The 18,603-nt window shown below is 51.3% G+C and carries 19 protein-coding genes; 4 read left to right on the top strand and 15 right to left on the bottom strand.

Going from position 1 to position 18,603, the window contains the following annotated elements; all coding sequences use genetic code 11:
* Positions 1–94: 94 nt before the first annotated feature.
* Complete coding sequence (locus JK211_RS10190; protein ID WP_212708566.1) at positions 95–727, top strand: glutathione S-transferase family protein; 633 nt, start codon at positions 95–97, stop codon at positions 725–727.
* A 50-nt stretch (positions 728–777) separates the two neighbouring features.
* On the opposite strand, the gene JK211_RS10185 is transcribed toward JK211_RS10190, so the two are convergent.
* From JK211_RS10185 to ulaA, 11 genes are all read right to left on the bottom strand, one after another.
* Positions 778–1,539 (bottom strand): hypothetical protein, encoded by a 762-nt coding sequence (locus tag JK211_RS10185; protein WP_212708565.1) that lies wholly within the window; start codon positions 1,537–1,539, stop codon positions 778–780.
* Positions 1,540–1,656: 117 nt separating this feature from the next.
* The gene (otnK, locus tag JK211_RS10180; RefSeq protein ID WP_212708564.1) at positions 1,657–2,928 is read right to left on the bottom strand and encodes a 3-oxo-tetronate kinase; all 1,272 of its coding nucleotides are present in this window, start codon (positions 2,926–2,928) and stop codon (positions 1,657–1,659) included.
* A 192-nt stretch (positions 2,929–3,120) separates the two neighbouring features.
* Positions 3,121–3,819, bottom strand: a complete 699-nt coding sequence (locus JK211_RS10175) for a substrate-binding domain-containing protein (protein WP_212708563.1) — start codon at positions 3,817–3,819, stop codon at positions 3,121–3,123.
* Positions 3,820–3,861: 42 nt separating this feature from the next.
* Positions 3,862–4,500, bottom strand: a complete 639-nt coding sequence (locus JK211_RS10170) for an aldolase (protein ID WP_212708562.1) — start codon at positions 4,498–4,500, stop codon at positions 3,862–3,864.
* On the bottom strand, positions 4,484–5,296 hold the full coding sequence (locus tag JK211_RS10165) for a DeoR/GlpR family DNA-binding transcription regulator (RefSeq protein ID WP_249213778.1): 813 nt from the start codon (positions 5,294–5,296) through the stop codon (positions 4,484–4,486). Before JK211_RS10165 ends, JK211_RS10170 begins: the two co-directional genes overlap by 17 nt.
* 285 nt (positions 5,297–5,581) lie before the next feature.
* Positions 5,582–6,265, bottom strand: a complete 684-nt coding sequence (locus JK211_RS10160; RefSeq protein WP_212708584.1) for an L-ribulose-5-phosphate 4-epimerase — start codon at positions 6,263–6,265, stop codon at positions 5,582–5,584.
* Between the two features lie 7 nt (positions 6,266–6,272).
* Positions 6,273–7,130 carry an L-ribulose-5-phosphate 3-epimerase gene (locus JK211_RS10155; protein ID WP_212708561.1) on the bottom strand — a complete coding sequence of 286 codons (858 nt, stop codon included), beginning with the start codon at positions 7,128–7,130 and terminating at the stop codon, positions 6,273–6,275.
* Positions 7,131–7,139: 9 nt separating this feature from the next.
* Entirely contained in the window at positions 7,140–7,796 is a 657-nt protein-coding gene (locus JK211_RS10150; protein WP_212708560.1) for a 3-keto-L-gulonate-6-phosphate decarboxylase UlaD, read from the bottom strand.
* 12 nt (positions 7,797–7,808) lie between these two features.
* Positions 7,809–8,279: a PTS ascorbate transporter subunit IIA gene (gene ulaC / locus JK211_RS10145; protein WP_212708559.1), complete on the bottom strand. Its 471-nt coding sequence runs from the start codon at positions 8,277–8,279 to the stop codon at positions 7,809–7,811.
* The gene (gene ulaB / locus JK211_RS10140; RefSeq protein ID WP_212708558.1) at positions 8,266–8,595 is read right to left on the bottom strand and encodes a PTS ascorbate transporter subunit IIB; all 330 of its coding nucleotides are present in this window, start codon (positions 8,593–8,595) and stop codon (positions 8,266–8,268) included. Before ulaB ends, ulaC begins: the two co-directional genes overlap by 14 nt.
* Before the next feature lie 33 nt (positions 8,596–8,628).
* Positions 8,629–10,005, bottom strand: coding sequence for a PTS ascorbate transporter subunit IIC (gene ulaA, locus JK211_RS10135; protein WP_212708557.1), 1,377 nt, complete (start codon positions 10,003–10,005; stop codon positions 8,629–8,631).
* 387 nt (positions 10,006–10,392) lie between these two features.
* On the opposite strand from ulaA, the gene ulaG reads away from it, so the two are divergent.
* Entirely contained in the window at positions 10,393–11,457 is a 1,065-nt protein-coding gene (gene ulaG, locus JK211_RS10130; protein ID WP_212708556.1) for an L-ascorbate 6-phosphate lactonase, read from the top strand.
* Positions 11,458–11,564: 107 nt separating this feature from the next.
* On the top strand, positions 11,565–12,320 hold the full coding sequence (ulaR, locus tag JK211_RS10125; RefSeq protein ID WP_212708555.1) for an HTH-type transcriptional regulator UlaR: 756 nt from the start codon (positions 11,565–11,567) through the stop codon (positions 12,318–12,320).
* Between the two features lie 103 nt (positions 12,321–12,423).
* Here the strand turns inward: ulaR and rpoD are convergent, their stop codons facing one another.
* From rpoD to rpsU, 3 genes are all read right to left on the bottom strand, one after another.
* A complete protein-coding gene (gene rpoD, locus JK211_RS10120) occupies positions 12,424–14,265 on the bottom strand; it encodes an RNA polymerase sigma factor RpoD (protein ID WP_212708554.1) in 1,842 nt (613 codons plus the stop codon).
* Positions 14,266–14,540: 275 nt separating this feature from the next.
* The gene (gene dnaG / locus JK211_RS10115) at positions 14,541–16,286 is read right to left on the bottom strand and encodes a DNA primase (protein ID WP_212708553.1); all 1,746 of its coding nucleotides are present in this window, start codon (positions 16,284–16,286) and stop codon (positions 14,541–14,543) included.
* 116 nt (positions 16,287–16,402) lie between these two features.
* Positions 16,403–16,618 (bottom strand): 30S ribosomal protein S21, encoded by a 216-nt coding sequence (gene rpsU, locus JK211_RS10110; protein WP_001144069.1) that lies wholly within the window; start codon positions 16,616–16,618, stop codon positions 16,403–16,405.
* A gap of 282 nt (positions 16,619–16,900) precedes the next feature.
* Here rpsU and tsaD point away from each other — a divergent pair, with 282 nt between their 5' ends.
* Positions 16,901–17,920 (top strand): tRNA (adenosine(37)-N6)-threonylcarbamoyltransferase complex transferase subunit TsaD, encoded by a 1,020-nt coding sequence (gene tsaD, locus JK211_RS10105; RefSeq protein WP_212708552.1) that lies wholly within the window; start codon positions 16,901–16,903, stop codon positions 17,918–17,920.
* Between the two features lie 32 nt (positions 17,921–17,952).
* On the opposite strand, the gene plsY is transcribed toward tsaD, so the two are convergent.
* Positions 17,953–18,570 carry a glycerol-3-phosphate 1-O-acyltransferase PlsY gene (gene plsY / locus JK211_RS10100; protein WP_212708583.1) on the bottom strand — a complete coding sequence of 206 codons (618 nt, stop codon included), beginning with the start codon at positions 18,568–18,570 and terminating at the stop codon, positions 17,953–17,955.
* Positions 18,571–18,603 lie beyond the last annotated feature (33 nt).

The raw sequence follows: 18,603 nt of genomic DNA, 5'->3' as shown, positions 1-18,603 counted from the left end.
TCCGGCTAACGAATTGCACCACAGACCTTTATGCTAGTATAAGGTCTGTCGCTGCTGCATTCTGCGGCAGCCAGAGTGAGTGAATGGAAACAGTATGATTACCTTACACCATCTGAATGATTCCCGTTCTTTCCGCGTCCACTGGTTATTGCTGGAAGCAAAGATCCCCCATCAGGTTATTTATTATCAGCGTGATGCTGTGACGCAGCTGGCCCCGGAATCTCTTAAGAAAGTACACCCGCTGGGCAAATCCCCGGTGATTGAGCTTGACGGGCAGATTATCAGCGAGTCAGGCGCGATTATCGAGTTACTGATCGAACGTTTTGCCCCTGGCCTGCGTCCGCCGGCCGGCAGCCCGCAGTATGCCGAATACTATGAGTGGATCCATTTTGCGGAAAGCTCGGCAATGGTCCCGGTACTGTTACGTCTGTTTAATAGTTTCGAAACGGCTGCCGGAACCGAACTGCGCTGGACAGAGAATTACGCGAATAATGAATTTAATAAAGTGTTCAGTTATGTAAATCAGCAACTGAGTGGCCGCCGTTATATTACCGGTGAGCAGCTGACGGGCGCTGATTTTATGATTGGCTGGGTGCTGCTGTTACTGCACAAACGGGGAATGATCGACGGCCTGTATCCGGCGATTGATACTTATCTGCAGACATTATCGGCGTTACCTTCCCTGCAGCAGGCGCTGGCGCTGGATGCCGGACCTGTTGGCGGATAACTGCTTACTTGCCGGTGTGCCGGTGTGCCGGTGGCAGCCGGCACGATATTTCAGCGCAGTTTTGCCACTTTTGTTATCAGTTTTTCCCTTGCCAGATCCAGAGCTTGCGGGTTGGTGTGCCGTGATAGTGTGTCACGTGTTTTTTTACCCGGAAAATAATGGATCCTTTCGCTGTTGGCCCCGGAAGGATGGGGTAAGCCGGTCAGGATTTTCGCCGGATCAATCTGTTGCTGCTGAACCAGCCATTCAACCCCGGCGCTAGCCACCGGGCCTAAAGGGACAAAAACCGCATCAGGCAACTGGCGGGCTTCGGCTGCAAACCCGCGTTCGATACTGTGCTGCAGTAAAGGGGAGTGACGGAAAGAGGGCGTGTTATTGTAATTTTTACCATCGATAAATACCGGCTGATTAAACAGGGAAGTGAAGTGCACTAAAGATAGGTGATCGCTGAATAATGAGCTGCAGGACGTGATACCCAGCCAGCCAGATAAGCCAATCGCGTCCAGTAACTGCGTCAGATTATTACGGATCGCACCACTGAAGGCTCCTTGCTGTTTGGCAAGATATAATGCCTGCTGATCAGTCGCTCCGTTTTTCAGCGCCTGGTGTGCGGCTGTTACCGCATGCAGCCACTGCTGATAGCCGGGGGTAATGCCCACCAGCACGAGACGTGCAGCAGGGTTAAGGTAGTCGAACGGAATATAGTATTCGGTCAGCCTGCCTTCACGGCTGAGTAAAAAGTTATCAGGTAACTGGCGTGCAGGCGACGGGGTAAAGTCCATTATTGCCTGCCGGAAGGTGCTGAACATCATTGGTGATTATCCTGAAGCTGATATCCGGAAACAGCGGGCAGGATAACACAGTGACTGAGAGGAGGGGCTGGTGCGGCTCCGCACCGCGGGGATACGGAACCGCTATTTGCGGTGTGTTTATGCTGTCAGTCTGGCCAGTGCACGGGAGAAAAAGGCCTCATCACCAAAATTACCTGATTTTAAGGCCAGTCCGAGGGTTATTTGTCCCTGTTTTACCCGTAATGCCGGGACGCCGGTACTGAGTTCGGCACCGATAACCAGACTTTCAATGCCCAGGCCACTGACAATCGCCCCGGATGTTTCTCCGCCGCCGACTACCAGACGCCGTACACCGGCCCCGACCAGCTGTACCGCCAGAGCCGCGAAAAATTGTTCAATCGCCTGAGACACTTTTTCGCGGCCATAATACTGCTGTAACGCCGTAACCTGCGCCGGATCTCCTGAAGTATAAATCAGGGGATATTTTTGCTGATTATCATCGACGAATTTCAGCAGTTCTGCGGTGTCGGTGTCGCCGCGGATAATTTGCTCAACATCCAGAGGCAGTACGGCATATTGCTGCCGGTGGTAGTCAATCTGGCGTAATGTGGTGCGTGAACAACTGCCTGCCAGAATCACACCTTTACCGCTCACACTGAACTGCGGAGCAATTTCGCCTGCCGTTTCACCACGACGAATAAAATTATGCGGCAGGCCGCGGGCAATAGCCGATGCTCCGGTCAGCAGCGGTGCATCGGCACAGGCCCCGGCAATCTGCAGTAAGTCCTGATCAGTGATCGCATCCACCACCACCAGACCGATCTGCTGCTCAGCCAGTCGCTTTAATTGGCGGCTGATTTCATCGCTGCCTTGTTGTACCTGTTGCCAGCTGATATATCCCTGTGGATGCTGCGACTGTTTCGCCAGTACACGACGAATATCCGCATCGGTCATCGGGGTCAGGGGGTGGTTTTCCATCCCTGATTCATTCAGCAACTGATCATTGACAAACAAGTGTCCCTGATAGAGCGTACGTTTCATTGCCGGAAATGAAGGACATACCACCACGCCGCCGGTACCGAGTTTACGGGCCAGGGCCTCGGCCACCGGGCCAATATTGCCCTGAGGGGTGGAATCAAAGGTGGAACAATATTTAAATACAATTTGCCGGCATCCGCTGGCCAGCAGCCAGTCGCAGGCCTGTAATGACAGGGCGATAGCTTCGCTGGCAGGCAGTGAACGGCTTTTCAACGCAATAACCCCGGCACCGATCTGTGGATCTGCCGCCTGCTCAGGCACCCCGATATATAATGCTGTGCGCAGGCCACCTTCTTCCGGCAGCCCTGTTGTCAGGGTGACGCCAATGTCGCTGGCGCCGGTGAAATCATCTGCTATTACTCCAATCAACATAAGGCGCTCCGTTTGTCCCGCGTGAGCCGGACTCTGTGGTTAACGTGGCGGCTGTTGCCACCGAAACTGGCGCAGGAGGCTATCTGATGGCTAAAACCCGGCAGGCCGGTTACCGTTTTCGCGGAAGTAGCCCCCGGACAGGCTGGCAGCCGGTGGTCGTTTCAGCCTGCAGATCTGTCTGCGATATAGTGATTAATTCTGGCTTTGCAGACCGAACTTTTCATATCTGGCGGCGGCGTCTGGTGAAGTGACTATCTCTGTCAGTGCTGCGGCCTGTTGCTGATGTTCAGAGTGAAAGCACCGGGCAATGGAAAACGAGGTACTTTTTTGCAGATCAGCGGGCAGGTCGCCGGTGATCTCTACGCCCGGCACCGCCAGCAGTTCGCTGACTTGCTGGATAGCAAGATCCGCATCACCGCTGAGAAGTTTTTCTGCGGTAAAACCCTCCGCGATCGGGCAGGCTTTAGCGTCAATTTCCTGTTCGATCCCCAGCATCTGTAGTACGGTTTTAAAATGTATACCGCTGGCTCCGCCGGTGGAATAGCAGAGTGAGCGCGCGGCACGAAGTGTTTTTATCAGTTGTTCACGGTCAGAGACATCAACGTGAGGCGCGCCTTTTCTGACGGCAAACCCGATGCGGGAAACCACTAATGGTCTGCGGGTTGCCGGATCAGCAATTCCCTGAGCAATCAGCTGCTCCATGGCCGGATCGGTCACGATCACCAGGTCACAGCGCTGGCCGTTTGCGATATTTTCCATTAATACGCTGGTCGGGTTCCAGTGGATGCAGAGGTCGCCAAACCGGCGGCGATAACCTTCCAGTAATCCGTCGTCAAACGGAGAGCGAACAACCAGTGCACTGTACAGTGTCAAAGGAGATAACCTTGTCATTTTATTTACCTGCGCCTGTGTATTCCGGCAATAAGCGGTGAATTACCAGTGACATGCAAATTTTTCGGTCAGTTCCTGAATTGCCTGCGGTGGCAGAGGATCGGCCTGGCGTCGGGTGGCGACCCATAGCCGGGCGGTTTCCTCTAATTCTTCCAGGATATCGCAGGCCTGAGAAACACTGTTCCCCCAGATCACCGGGCCGAGTCTTGCCAGCATAACCCCTTTCACTGTTGCAGCCAGCCCGGCCACGATTGTCGCCACTTCCGGTGAGCCGGGATACCGGTAGTCAATCAACGGTATTTTTCCGACTTTCATCACCTGATAGGGGGTGATGGGCGGCAGGATCGCTTCCGCAGACCAGACGCCCTGCAGTGTCAGTAATACCAGTGCGTTTGAGTGGGTATGCAGTACGCTGCGGCTAGCAGGATTATGCTGATATACACCTTTATGTAATAACAGGGTCTTGGAAGGTTTGTTACCCGTCAGCCATTCTCCGTCGGAGCTGACTTTGGCAATATCGGCCGGGTCCAGAGTGCCCAGACAGGCATCGGTCGGTGTAATTAACCAGCCATCATCAAGGCATGCACTGATATTACCGGAAGAGCCGACCGTATAACCCCGGCTAAATAATCGTTCACCGGTGAGACATATTTCTTCGCGTAGTTTATTTTCGTCTTTCATAACTTCTTTTATCCCGGAATATATCGATAAAGGTGATTTTCGGTGAGCGGATATCCAGCAGACTTTGTTTACATTCACCGGAAACCGAATCCGTAATAATTTCATCCAGAGCCGTTAGGGGACAGACAGTGTAAAAACCGTACTTTCCATATTTACTGCTGTCAGAGACGAGGATATTTTTATTTGAGACAGAAATAACGGTCTGTTTTGCTACGGCTTTCTCTTCATAGGGCGTCGATATACCGTGGGTCAGATCCCATGAACTGGCGCTGAGAAAGGCCAGGTCAATATTCAGTGTTTTAATAAAGCTGGCAGCGCTGAAACCGACACAGGAAAGGTTACGTTTATCGACTCTGCCGCCGACATGGTAGAGGTCTGTGGCCGGATTCGACATCAGCAGCTGGCTGATCGAAAAGTCATTAGTGACGACAGTCAGACGAAAATCAGGCGGAATACAGCAGGCAATTTCGAAAGTGGTCGTCCCTGCATCGAGGTAAATAATACTTCCCTCAGAAATCCGAGTGACTGAACATTTACCCAGCTCTTTTTTGAGCCGGTGATTCAGACAGGACTTGTCCTGATAAGGCAGTTCCTGATGCAGTAAGACACTGAGGCGAATTCCCCCGTTAACCCGCCGGACTTTCCCTTCCTGTTCCATCAGTTGTACATCACGGCGGATAGTCATATGGGAGACATTCAGCAGTGATGCCAGCTCCTCATAGAGTGCGATCTGATTTTCATGGGCATAACGATAGATAAAATCCCGGCGTTCATTCGCAGTTAATCCCATCGCCATGATTCGCTACTCTCTGGTTATTGTTTATGTCATGGAAATAGTTTACGGATAACAATTTCACAATAAAAGTTGCTGAATCACAAAAATGAAAAACAGGTTATGACGACAATTTAAATATAATATTATGAATATAAATGTATTTTTTATTTTTATGATGGATTTTATTTTTCACATAATATTGTGAAATTTTTACTGGCGGGCAGGTGAAGCAGAACGGGTTATATAGCCGTCAGGGCGGAAGAGGCCCTGTCCCGGACGCCGGACAGGGCCCCGCAGGTCAGAAACTCACCCCTGTCCGTAGTAAGCATGTTTACCATGTTTACGCTTGAAGTGTTTATCCTGCAGATAGGGGGGGATAACTTCAGGTTGTGGCTTCAGCTGACAACTGAGCCATGCCAGTCTGGCAACTTCTTCAAGGACGACTGCATTATGTACCGCTTCTGCAGCATCCGATCCCCAGCAAAAAGGACCATGCTGGGCAACGATAACTGCCGGTACCTGCATCGGCGGACGATCCTGCAGGGTATGGATGATCACTTCACCCGTATTACGTTCATAGTCATGGCTGACTTCTTCTGCTTTCAACTGACGGGTACAGGGAATTTCACCATAAAAATAATCTGCGTGGGTGGTACCTAATACCGGCACCGGACGCATCGCCTGTGCCCATGCAGTGGCGTAGGTTGAATGGGTATGGACAATCCCCCCCAGTTCCGGGTATTGCCGGTAGAGCACCAGATGAGTTGCTGTGTCTGAAGACGGGCGCAAAGGACCATGATAATAGCCGTCGGGCTCAACCACCACCATATCTTCCGGACGCAGTTTTTCATAGGCAACTCCGCTGGGTTTTATCACCATCAGACCACTTTGCCGGTCGATGGCACTGACATTGCCCCAACTGAAGGTCACCAGTTGATGGGCCGGCAGTTGCAGATTGGCTTCACAGACTTGTTGCTTTAATTGTGTCAGCATCGGTTTATCCTCCGGTCGGCAAGCCCGCCAGGCGCATTTTTTCCAGTACCTGGCAGCGGGCGGCAGACACCTGCTGGCACGGGTTTTCTCCGCTGCCGCTCCACATTTCGATCAGATAGGGGCCGCGATAACCATTAGTGTGCAGGGTGCGAAAGCATTGTTCGAAATCCACGATACCCTGGCCGAACGGAACGTTTTTAAATTCCCCGCGGCGGGTGTCTTTCACATGTACACCCACAATGTGGCCAGTCGCAGCCGTCAGCTCCAGCTCGACATCATTATCCCAGGCCGATAAATTGCCGATATCAGGGTATAGCTGGAACCAGGGGTTATTCAAATAATGGCTATAACCGAGGGCTTTGCTGACCGAATTCATCAGACCGGTATCCATAATTTCCATCGCCAGGGTAACCTGTGCTCTGCTGGCCATTTCCATCGCCAGTGACAGACCGTCACGGAATCGCTGACGGGTACAGGCATTACTTTGCTGGTAGTACTCATCGTAGCCGGCCAGCTGGATAACCCGTATTCCGGTATCCTGTGCCAGCCGGATGGCTTGCTGCATAATCTGTAGTGCCTGACGCCGGATGCTGTCGTCTTCGCTGCCCAGAGGAAAACGCCGGTGGGCACTGAGACAGAGGGAAGAGACACGGATACCGCTGGTCAGTACCGCCTCTGTCAGTGCCAGACGCTGCTTATCACTCCAGTAGAGGCGGGCCAGTCGCTGGTCAGTTTCATCTATCGACATTTCGACAAAATCAAATCCCAGTTCTGCGGCAAGTCCGAGGCGTTGCGGCCAGTTTTCATCGGGCGGCAGGGCTTTTTCGTAAATACCGAGCAGCACTTTTTCTGACGGTGACATACTGGCTCCTTAGCCCCAGAGCTGATGAATTTGCTGCCGGAACCGCCGGGCAGCGGCGACAGGATCACTGGCATCACGGATACTGCGTCCGGCAATAAATGCATGGATCGGCAGATGCCTGAACAGGGGCAGGTCGTCAGCCTCCAGTCCGCCTGTGATGGTGAGTTTAAAGCCCATATCACAGAGTTGTTGCAGGATAGCCAGGTCCTGATCGCTCCAGTTTACGCCTGCTGCCTGAGCATCACGACTGCGGTGGTATACCAGCTGGCGGATACCGGCATCGTACCAGCCAGAGGCCTGAGATATTTGCCAGCTGCCGGTGAGTTCTATCTGGACATCACCGTTATACTGTTGTGCCACCTGCAGAGCACCTTTCACCGTATTGATATCAGCGCAGCAAATGACAGTGATCCAGTCTGCACTGGCCTGAAAACACATTTCTGCGAGTATTTTTCCGGCATCGGCAATTTTGGCATCGGCCAGCACGATATGGCCGGGATAGAGTGCTTTTATTTCCCGTACTGCACGTATACCTTCACTGACACACAAAATGGTACCAATTTCGATAATATCGACTTCACTGGCAATCAGCCGGGTGGTGGCAAATGCCTGATCGAGGGTTAAATTATCCAGTGCGATTTGCAGCAGAGGTCGTTGACATTCCATGGCCGGTACTCCTTATGGCTCGCGGGTAACTGAAGTTTGATGAATCAGGTCAAGTACCTGCTGCGGATGGCGGCAGTCACGTAAACGCTGAAAATTATCAGGATCGTCGAATAGCTGTACGACCTGAAGTATTCCGACCTGCTGATGAGTGTGGGCATCAACGGCCGCCAGGGTGATCAGGATATCGATCGGATCGTTATCCTCGTCGCCAAAGCAGACCGGGTTTTTCAGGGTGACTAAGGCAAACCCGGTCCGCAATACGCCCTCCTCGGGACGGGCATGGGGCATTGCCAGGCCGGGAGCAAGCAGGAAATAGGGGCCGTACTTGCTGACTGCCGCGAGGATCGCCGGGAAATATTCTGATCCGACCACCCCTGCATCCACCAGCAGATCGGTGCCAATCCTGATGGCCTGTTGCCAGTCTTCGGCCTCGGCCTGCAGGCGGATACTGTTATTATCCCGCAGGGAATCACTTAGCTTCATCAGCAGTTGCTCCTGAGAGGTCGTCAGGAAAGTACTGACGAATAACAGCCATCAGTTTGGGGCCGAAATCTTCGGCAGACAGCATATTGCGTACCCCGATAACATGTTTATTACCGCTGACACTGATTTCACCGGCAATATGCGTAGAGGCAAGAATAATATCTGCCTGACTGAGCTCTGATTTATATTCACCGACAGCACAGCTGTTTACGCTATGGTCTACCTGCTGAAGCGTGAGAAACTGATCAACTTTCATCTTCATGATCATTGAGCTTCCCTGTCCGCAACCGCACACTGCCAGAATTCTTACTGTCATATAAGTGTTCTCCTGTGGTGAGGGTTTTGATGGCTATCGGCCTGCGGCACGTTCTTCAGCACGCAGGCTTCGGCCGGAAAAGTACATATATAAGGCAGCGATAATCAGTACCACGCCCATAAACCAGAGCCCGGAACTCAATCCCTGCATTAACGGTGGCGCCAGAATTGACCAGTCAGCCATACCCATCCAGGCATCCAGCCCGGTCAGTTTTATCGCCCAGACACAACCAAAGATTTCTATCATTCCCATCACCAGGCAAATTTTAAGTGCCGCCCGCCAGCCCCCATAGTGGTTAGCAAATACGCCAATAGTGGCATTTGAAAAGAACATCGGAATAAACCCGGGGATAATCATGATAGGAGACTGCAGCAGCACCAGAATACCGACGGCAATCAGCTGGCCGATGGTGCCCCACATAAAACCCCACACCACTGCGTTAGGCGCAAAGCTGTAGATAGCAGCACAATCGATGGCTAACACCGCCCCCGGAATCAGGCGCTGTGAGATACCGTTAAAGGCTTCGGTGAGCTCGGCGACAAACATGCGCACGCCCTGCACAATGATAAAGATCGCGACGGCAAACATGAGTCCGGTCTGCAGGATATAAAGGGTCCAGTGGGTGCTGCCCGCCATAGCCTGCAGGGTGGTTAAGCCGAAAGAGAGCAGGATCGCGCCAAAAAACAGTGTCATCACAATGGCGGTTGACACGATGTTGTCATGGAAAATATTCAGCCAGCCGGGCAGAGAAAGCTTCTCGACACTGTCCTGTTTTTTACCCAAATAGGGGGCCAGTTTGCAGGCAATCCATGAGGCAAACTGCTGCTGGTGGCCAATGGAAAATCCGCTATTGTCGGTCACAGACTGGGTCGGGAGGTACATCATATTGGCGGTGATCCCCCAGTAGAGGGAAGTCAGTACCGCACTACAGATAACGGTGGTCCACATGCTGTAACCGGAAAGATAAAAGAATACGGCAATCAATCCGACCTGCTGGAACATAATATGTCCTGACAGCATGATAGTTCTGATACCCGTCAGCCGTTTCAGTAGTACATATAAAATATTGAGCGCCAGCGCCAGTAAAACCGCATAACCGACCCAGCTGTAGGCGGTATCCATTCGGTCTATTACTGTCATCATTGATGCATAGGTGTCTGATATTGCACCGTTAATCTGATAGACCTCTGACAGTTTACTGACAACCGGCTTAAAGGTACTGGTCAGAATGCCTGAGCCCGCCTGCAATAACATAAAACCGATAATTGTTTTCAGTGTACCTTTAATGATTACCGTGGCGCTTTTACGCAGCAGTAAATAGCCCAGTAAGGTGACCAGGCCCAGCAGTAGTGGCGGATTGGTCATCACCTGGTTAAAAAAAATAGTGAACAGGGTATAAAGCGTTTCCATACGGATCTCCAAAGCATTGCTTACAGAGCGCGAATACTGACGGGCAAACCGTGCCGATACGGTTGCCTGAGTTTTATTATCCCGAACGGCTTACTCAGGGAGCCTTCACCATAACAATCATAAAACGTCACAAAAAGATTGATTTTGATTATTTGTGATCCTCTTCACTGGATATTATTTAATTATATGAATGCACTGTATATTGTTGTTTTTTCGTCTGCATTTATTTAAAAGTTATTGTTATATATGCAGTTAATTTCAGCGTGACGGAGAGTATAAAAAGCGATTTTTTCATATTGAGAAGACAGGTGAACGGTGGTAATTTGAACTCCCTGTGATTGTTTATGATTATTTTGATTGTTGTCGTCAAAGGATGGAGAGAATACGATGAGTAAAATAACATCAATCAGCCGTGAATCCTGGCTACTTAGCACCTTCCCGGAGTGGGGATGCTGGCTGAATGAGGAAATAGAACAGACAGAGGTTGTCAGCGGCACTTTTGCCATCTGGTGGCTGGGGTGTACCGGGATATGGCTGAAATCAGACGCAGGTACTAATCTGTGTGTTGATTTCTGGTGCGGGACCGGTAAACAGACACACAGTAATCCTCTGATGAAAGCCGGTCATCAGATGCAGCGGATGGGCGGCGGGTTAGCCCTGCAACCTAACCTGCGGACGACGCCTTTTGTTATGGATCCCTTTGCTATCCGGCAGCTGGATGCCGTATTAGCCACCCATGACCATAACGATCATATTGACGTTAATGTTGCGGCAGCGGTAATGCAGAATTGTGCAGAGGATGTGCCCTTTATCGGACCGCAGTCCTGCGTTGATATCTGGACTGGCTGGGGGGTGCCGCGTGAACGATGCCATGCAGTGGTGCCGGGCGATATTATTACCCTCAGAGATACACGGATTATTGTGCTGGATGCTTTCGATCGTACCGCACTGATTACCCTACCGGAAGGACAGGCAGCTGCCGGGGTATTACCGGCAGGGATGGATCAGCGGGCGGTTAATTATCTGTTTGAAACGCCGGCGGGGACGCTGTACCACAGTGGCGATTCTCACTATTCAAATTATTATGCCAGTCACGGTAACCGCTTCCCGATTGATGTTGCGCTGGGCTCCTTCGGTGAAAATCCGCGTGGTGTGACGGATAAAATGACCAGTGTCGATATATTACGTATGGCGGAGTCCCTTAAGGCACAGGTTGTGATTCCGGTACACCATGATATCTGGTCAAATTTCCAGGCGGACCCTAAGGAAATACTCAGCCTGTGGGAAATGAGACGACACCGGCTTCAGTACCATTTTAAACCTTTTATCTGGCAGGTCGGTGGTAAGTTTACCTGGCCGACAGATAAGGATAACCTTGAGTATCACTATCCCCGTGGTTTCGATGACTGTTTTACCCTTGAGCCTGACCTGCCTTTTAAAGCCTTCCTGTAAAACCACAGGGCGATTTATGGTGCGCACTTCTGCAGTAAAATGATATTAATAATCAGACTGTGCGCCTATAATCCACTGCTGATGTTTTATCTTGTAACGGAATGTCCATGACTGAGTCCCAGCGGCACCATGCCATCCTTGAGTTGTTACATACTCAGCGGCAAATTTCTGTCGCCGATTTGATCGCTGCCTTTGATATTTCGCCGGCAACTGCGCGGCGTGATATCAATAAACTGAATGATAACGGGCAATTACGTAAAGTGCGTAACGGTGCCGAGGTGCTGAATGTATCTCGTCAGTTATGGAGCCCGCTGAATATTCAACAGGTCAGTCATCTGGACGAAAAAATACGGATTACTGCCGCGGCGGCGGCCCTGTGTCAGCCCGGAGAGAGCGTGGTGATTAACTGCGGCTCGACCGCCTTTTTGCTGGGCCGTGAACTGTGCGGTAAAGATATTCAGGTGATCACCAACTATCTGCCACTGGCCAATTACCTGATAGAACATGAACATGAACGGGTGGTAATTATTGGCGGCCAGTATAATAAGCAGCAGTCGATAACTCTGGCTCCGCAGAGCAGCGAAGCTGACCTGTATGCCGGTCACTGGATGTTTACCAGTGGTGTCGGCCTGACCAGCGACGGATTATATAAAACGGATATGCTCAGTGCGATGAGTGAGCAGAAAGTACGACACTATGTTGGCAAGCTGGTCGTGCTGGTGGACAGCAGTAAAATCGGCCAGCGGGCAGGGATGCTGTTCAGCCGCGCAGCAGATATTGATATTGTTATTACCGGGAAGCAGGCTGACCCGGCAGTGATCGGGCAGCTCCGCTCGGCCGGCGTTGAGGTAAAGCTGGTCTGATGATTTAGCCACGGGCATGGCAGCGAAGGGCTCCGGGACACAGCCAAAAAAAGCCTCATCCGTAAGATGAGGCTTCTGTTATTTAGCGTACCGCAGACGTTTGTCAGTCATCCAGGAAACTGCGCAGTACTTCTGAGCGGCTCGGGTGACGTAATTTACGCAGGGCTTTGGCTTCAATCTGACGGATACGTTCACGGGTCACGTCAAACTGTTTACCGACTTCTTCCAGTGTATGGTCGGTATTCATATCGATACCAAAACGCATCCGCAGTACTTTCGCTTCACGGGCAGTCAGTCCGGCCAGGACATCGTGGGTCGCTGAGCGCAGGCTTTCTGAAGTCGCAGAATCCAGCGGCAGTTCCAGAGTGGTATCTTCGATAAAGTCGCCGAGATGTGAATCTTCATCATCACCGATCGGTGTTTCCATCGAGATCGGCTCTTTAGCGATTTTCAGCACCTTACGGATTTTATCTTCCGGCATCAGCATCCGCTCTGCCAGTTCTTCCGGTGACGGCTCACGCCCCATTTCCTGCAACATCTGACGCGAAATACGGTTCAGTTTGTTGATGGTTTCGATCATATGCACCGGAATACGGATAGTTCTGGCCTGGTCTGCAATTGAACGGGTGATTGCCTGACGGATCCACCAGGTTGCATAGGTCGAGAACTTGTAACCGCGACGATATTCAAACTTATCAACGGCTTTCATCAGACCGATGTTACCTTCCTGAATCAGATCCAGGAACTGCAGACCACGGTTGGTGTATTTTTTCGCAATCGAAATAACCAGACGAAGGTTAGCTTCCACCATCTCTTTCTTCGCACGGCGGGCTTTTGCTTCACCGATAGACATACGGCGGTTGATATCTTTAACCTGCTCGATGGTCAGTCCGGTTTCTTCTTCCACCATGGACAGCTTATGCAGACCGCGTTCGACATCTTCTTCGACGTCCTGCAGTTTTTCAGACCATGGTTTTTTCAGTGCCAGGGCTGCTTTAAACCAGCTGTTATTCGTTTCGTTGCCGGTGAACAGGGTGATGAAGTTTTTCTTCGGCATTTTGCAGATTTCAACACACAGCCTCATAATGGCACGTTCCTGACCACGGACACGATCCATCATCTGGCGCATGTTGTTAACCAGATAATCAAACTGTTTCGGTACTAAGCGGAATTGCTTAAACACTTCAGAAAGATTCTGGATTTCTGCAATCGCATCAGCATGACTGCGACTTTTACTTTTAATCACCGTACGGGTGATTTCGTACTGGGTGCGTAATTCAGCAAATTTTTCACGGGCCAGTTCAGGATCGATAGAGTTATCGTCATCTGAACTGTCGTCATCTTCGTCGTCATCTTCGTCGTCATCATCACGATCTTCTTCAGACAATTCAGACCCGACGTGGGTTGCTGTCGGTGCCATATCTTCTTCGGCATTCGGATCGACAAAACCGGTAATGATATCGGAGAGACGTGCTTCTCCGGCTTCGACTCTGTCGTACTGTTCCAGCAGATAAGTGATGGCTTCGGGGTATTCTGCGACCGAGCACTGAACCTGGTTGATACCATCTTCAATGCGCTTGGCAATATCAATTTCGCCTTCACGGGTCAGCAGTTCTACCGTCCCCATTTCACGCATATACATGCGGACAGGATCAGTGGTCCGGCCAATTTCAGATTCCACGCTGGACAGCACCTGCGCGGCGGCTTCTGCTGCATCTTCATCAGTATCGGAACTGTTTTCATTCAGCATCAGATCATCGGCATCAGGCGCTTCTTCAACGACCTGAATACCCATGTCGTTGATCATCTGAATGATGTCTTCAATCTGATCGGAGTCGACAATATCTTCCGGCAGATGGTCATTGACCTCAGCATAGGTCAGATAGCCTTGCTCCTTACCACGGGTGACAAGTAGCTTCAGCTGTGACTGCGGGTTTTGCTCCATAAGACGGTATCCACACTTCTGTTAATGAGATTGGTGTTTGCCGGGGGTAGCCGGCAAATAACAGTAAAGGCGTTTCAGTGGCTGCGGCCTTCATCGCAGCAATGGGCATCTGCCCTCAGTAATCGGCAATTAAGCCGCGGGTAATCTTTTTGTCATCATTCGGGGTTCATTATACCGGAACCCGGCACTCTCTGTAGAAACTGGCGCATTTTTCGTCAGGATTTACATTTGTAACCTGGGGTCACCGGGCCGTACTGCCGCCGGTCACCTTAATCTTATTTTTTCGCCAGCGCGGTCAGTAGTGACTGTAACTCACGCCGCTGTTCACTGTTCAATCCCTGAGTTCGATCCCTGGCAATCAGCTGTTCAAGCCGTTGTTCCAGGGCAGAATCGTAAATACTGGCTAACGAATCACTGAACACCGCGTCAGCTTCGTCATCAACTATCATGTGGTTCCAGATCGCCAGACTTTCAAGGGACTGAGCCATTTTTGTATCGCGATAGTTTTCCAGTAACTGGGCAGTGGTCAGACCAGGGTGCGCTTTACAGTACTGTACCAGTTCAGCAAACAACGGCAGTCCGGCGATCCCTGTTTCCTGTAATCCTTCAAGAGAAGGCACTTTTTCTGCCAGGGCCGGATTTTGCAGTAATAACGCCACCAGAATACGCATGGTGGTTTTTTTCATGACCGGTGATGCGACAGCCGGTCTGGTGTCAGCACGCGCCGGCAGTAATTTTTCCAGCTGGCGGTCATCAAGGATCCCCAGTTTGTTGCCCAGAGCTTGGCGTAAATAAATACGCAGTGTTTCGCCCGGGATCTGGCTAATCAGTGGCAGTGCCAGAGTACTCAGACGGGCTTTCCCGTCACGGGTACTCAGGTCGACCTGCGGCAGCAGGTTATCAAACATAAAGTCTGACAGGGGAACGGCCTGTTCCATCCGCTGTTCAAAGGCTTGCTTGCCCTCTTTGCGTACCAGCGTGTCCGGGTCTTCACCGTCCGGCAGGAACATAAAACGTAACTGACGGCCATCGGTAATATAGGGCAGGGCCGTTTCCAGTGCCCGCCATGCCGCATCGCGTCCTGCTCTGTCACCGTCATAACAACAAATAACCGTGTCGGTGTTTCTGAACAGCAGCTGGATATGTTCACTGGTTGTTGAGGTGCCTAGTGAGGCAACCGCATAATCGATACCAAACTGTGCCAGTGCCACAACGTCCATATAACCTTCAACCACCAACAGTTTCGCTGGCTGGTTGTGGGCCCTGGTCACCTCATAAAGTCCGTATAACTGACGTCCTTTATGAAAAATCGATGTTTCAGGAGAGTTCAGGTATTTTGGGGTATCGTTACCCAATACCCGGCCACCAAACCCGATCACTCTGCCGCGTTTATCGCGGATAGGAAACATGACCCGGTCGCGAAAACGGTCGTAACTCCGGCCGTTGTCATTGGTTACCAGCATACCGGCATCAATCAGGGACTGTTTGTCATCCTGATTTTTGCCAAAACGTTTGAGGACGTTGTCCCAGCCGGGAGGGGCATAACCAATGGCAAAGTTTTCTGTCACCTGCTGACTCAGTCCGCGGCTGTGAATATATTGCCGGGCCGGTTCAGCCTGTGGTTGTGTTAACGATGTCTGATAAAACTGGTTCAGTCCGTCCATCAGCTGATACAGGCTCTGGCGCTGATGTCGTTCCATCGGGGTGTCGCCGCTACCGCTTTCGTAGGGAACTTCCAGCCCGTTCATGGTTGCCAGCTCTTCGATAGTTTCGACAAACTCCAGACGGTCAAAGTTCATCAGAAAATCGATAGCGTTACCATGGGCACCACAGCCGAAGCAGTGGTAAAACTGTTTGTCACCGTTCACAGTAAAAGACGGCGTTTTTTCGTTATGGAAAGGGCAACAGGCGTGATAATTCTTGCCTTGCTTTTTCAGCTTAACGCGGGCATCAATAAGGTCCACGATGTCCGTGCGTGCAAGCAAGTCATTGATAAATATACGCGGTATTTTCCCAGCCATAGACTCCGGATCTTTAGCTTATAAACGACAACAAGCCGCGCTTCCTTTCGGAAAGCACGGCCTTTCACTTTACTCAGTCTGCGTTTAACACGCGGGGGAGCGGGCTCCCGGACAAATTAGTACAGACGAGTGCGGCGTGCGTTTTCGCGAGCCAGTTTCTTGGCGTGACGCTTAACAGCAGACGCTTTAGCGCGCTTACGTTCGGTCGTTGGTTTTTCATAAAACTCACGACGACGAACTTCAGCCAGAACGCCTGCTTTTTCACAGGAACGCTTGAAGCGACGCAGTGCTACGTCGAAAGGCTCGTTTTCACGTACTTTAATTACCGGCATGTAACTCTCACCTCGATAAATTCGATTTGTGCAGCTGGCTGCAGCGCCAGCTTATTTCAAAATGGTGCAGTATTTTACTCCAGCGGTAGCTGGCTTGTAAAGCACCATGAACAATTTCAAACCAACAAAGCGCTTAACGGCGCTGTGGTTGCCGGTTTTTTTCAGACCGCGGAGTATAGCCTATTCTTTGGCCGGTAAAAAATCTTTTTAATGAAATCCTGCGGCGTAGGCCAGAATTATTAGCTGTGGTACACTCCCGCGGCGAAATCAGAGGTGAGTGTGATGCGAGTTTTGGGTATTGAAACGTCTTGCGATGAAACCGGAATTGCAATTTATGACGATGAATCCGGTCTGCTGGCTAACCAGTTGTATAGCCAGGTCAGCTTACATGCCGATTACGGTGGTGTTGTGCCGGAGCTGGCATCGCGCGATCATGTCCGTAAAACGGTGCCTTTAATCCGTGCAGCACTGGCTGAGGCCGGATTAAGCGGTAAAGATATTGATGCTGTCGCCTATACCGCTGGCCCGGGACTGGTCGGTGCTTTGATGGTCGGAGCAACCATCGGGCGTTCCCTGGCACTTGCATGGCAGGTGCCGGCAATTCCTGTCCACCATATGGAAGGGCACTTACTGGCACCGATGCTGGAAGATAACCCACCGGAATTTCCGTTTGTGGCATTGCTGGTTTCCGGGGGACATACCCAGTTAATCAGTGTCACTGGTATCGGAGAGTACCAGCTGCTGGGGGAGTCAATTGATGACGCGGCCGGTGAGGCATTTGATAAGACTGCAAAATTACTGGGGCTGGATTACCCGGGCGGTCCTTTATTATCCCGAATGGCAGCTGAAGGCGAAGCCGGGCGTTTTACTTTCCCTCGACCGATGACCGATCGTCCGGGGCTGGATTTCAGTTTTTCCGGCCTGAAAACCTTTGCGGCTAATACTATCCGTAAACATGATGACGATGCACAGACCAGAGCAGATATCGCGCGGGCTTTTGAAGATGCGGTAGTGGATACGTTAATGATCAAATGTAAACGCGCGTTGCAGCAGACCGGATTCAGCAAACTGGTGATTGCCGGCGGCGTCAGCGCCAATAAGACGTTACGTGCGCGGATGGCAGAGATGATGCAGCAGCGGGGAGGCGAAGTGTTCTATGCGCGCCCGGCATTTTGTACGGACAACGGGGCAATGATTGCCTATGCAGGTATGGTGCGTTTTAAAGGCGGCTTTGACAGCGATTTAGGGATTACTGTACGTCCGCGCTGGCCGTTATCGGAATTACCTCCGCTGGCTCAGTGACAGTGTCAGACCAGCCGCAGATAATGGCTGGTTTACTGCTGGTCTGAGGAGCGATGCCGGGAGCGACGTTTCCACAAGCGATGCTCCCGTCCGCGCCATAACCGCTGGATATTGTCATGATGTCGCAGCAGGATCAGACAGGAAAGCATTGAGACCGGAAACGTGAATTGCGGCTTGAACCACCACACATAAAACGGGGCTATCAGGGCACTGATAATTGCCCCCAGCGATGAATAACCACTGAGTAATACCGTCAATATCCATGTCCCCATCATCAGTCCTGTCAAGTCCCAGCCGATCGGTGCTATGGCGCCGAGAGCGGTTGCCACGCCTTTCCCGCCCTGAAAATTGAAAAACAACGGATAAATATGACCGAGGCAGGCAGCGATCGCCGTCAGGCCGAGATAAAAGGGCGAAACATGCAGTGTGTACGCCAGCCACACCGGTAACATCCCTTTAAATACATCAAACAGTAATACAGCAACGGCAGCCAGTTTTCCGCCGACGCGCAAAATATTGGTCGCCCCCGGATTACCGGAACCCCGGGTACGTGGATCCGGATAACCGCAGATTTTGCACAGCAATATTGCGCCGGAAACGGAGCCGCAAAGATACGCAAAAAGGATCATACCCGCCGCGATTACTGTCATAATACCGTCCATACCTGTCCGTTGTTTGGGTTG

This window comes from Tatumella sp. JGM130 (genome assembly GCF_018257525.1).
Taxonomy (GTDB): Bacteria; Pseudomonadota; Gammaproteobacteria; order Enterobacterales; family Enterobacteriaceae; genus Tatumella; species Tatumella punctata.
This window is presented reverse-complemented; position numbering and strand designations above follow the sequence as displayed.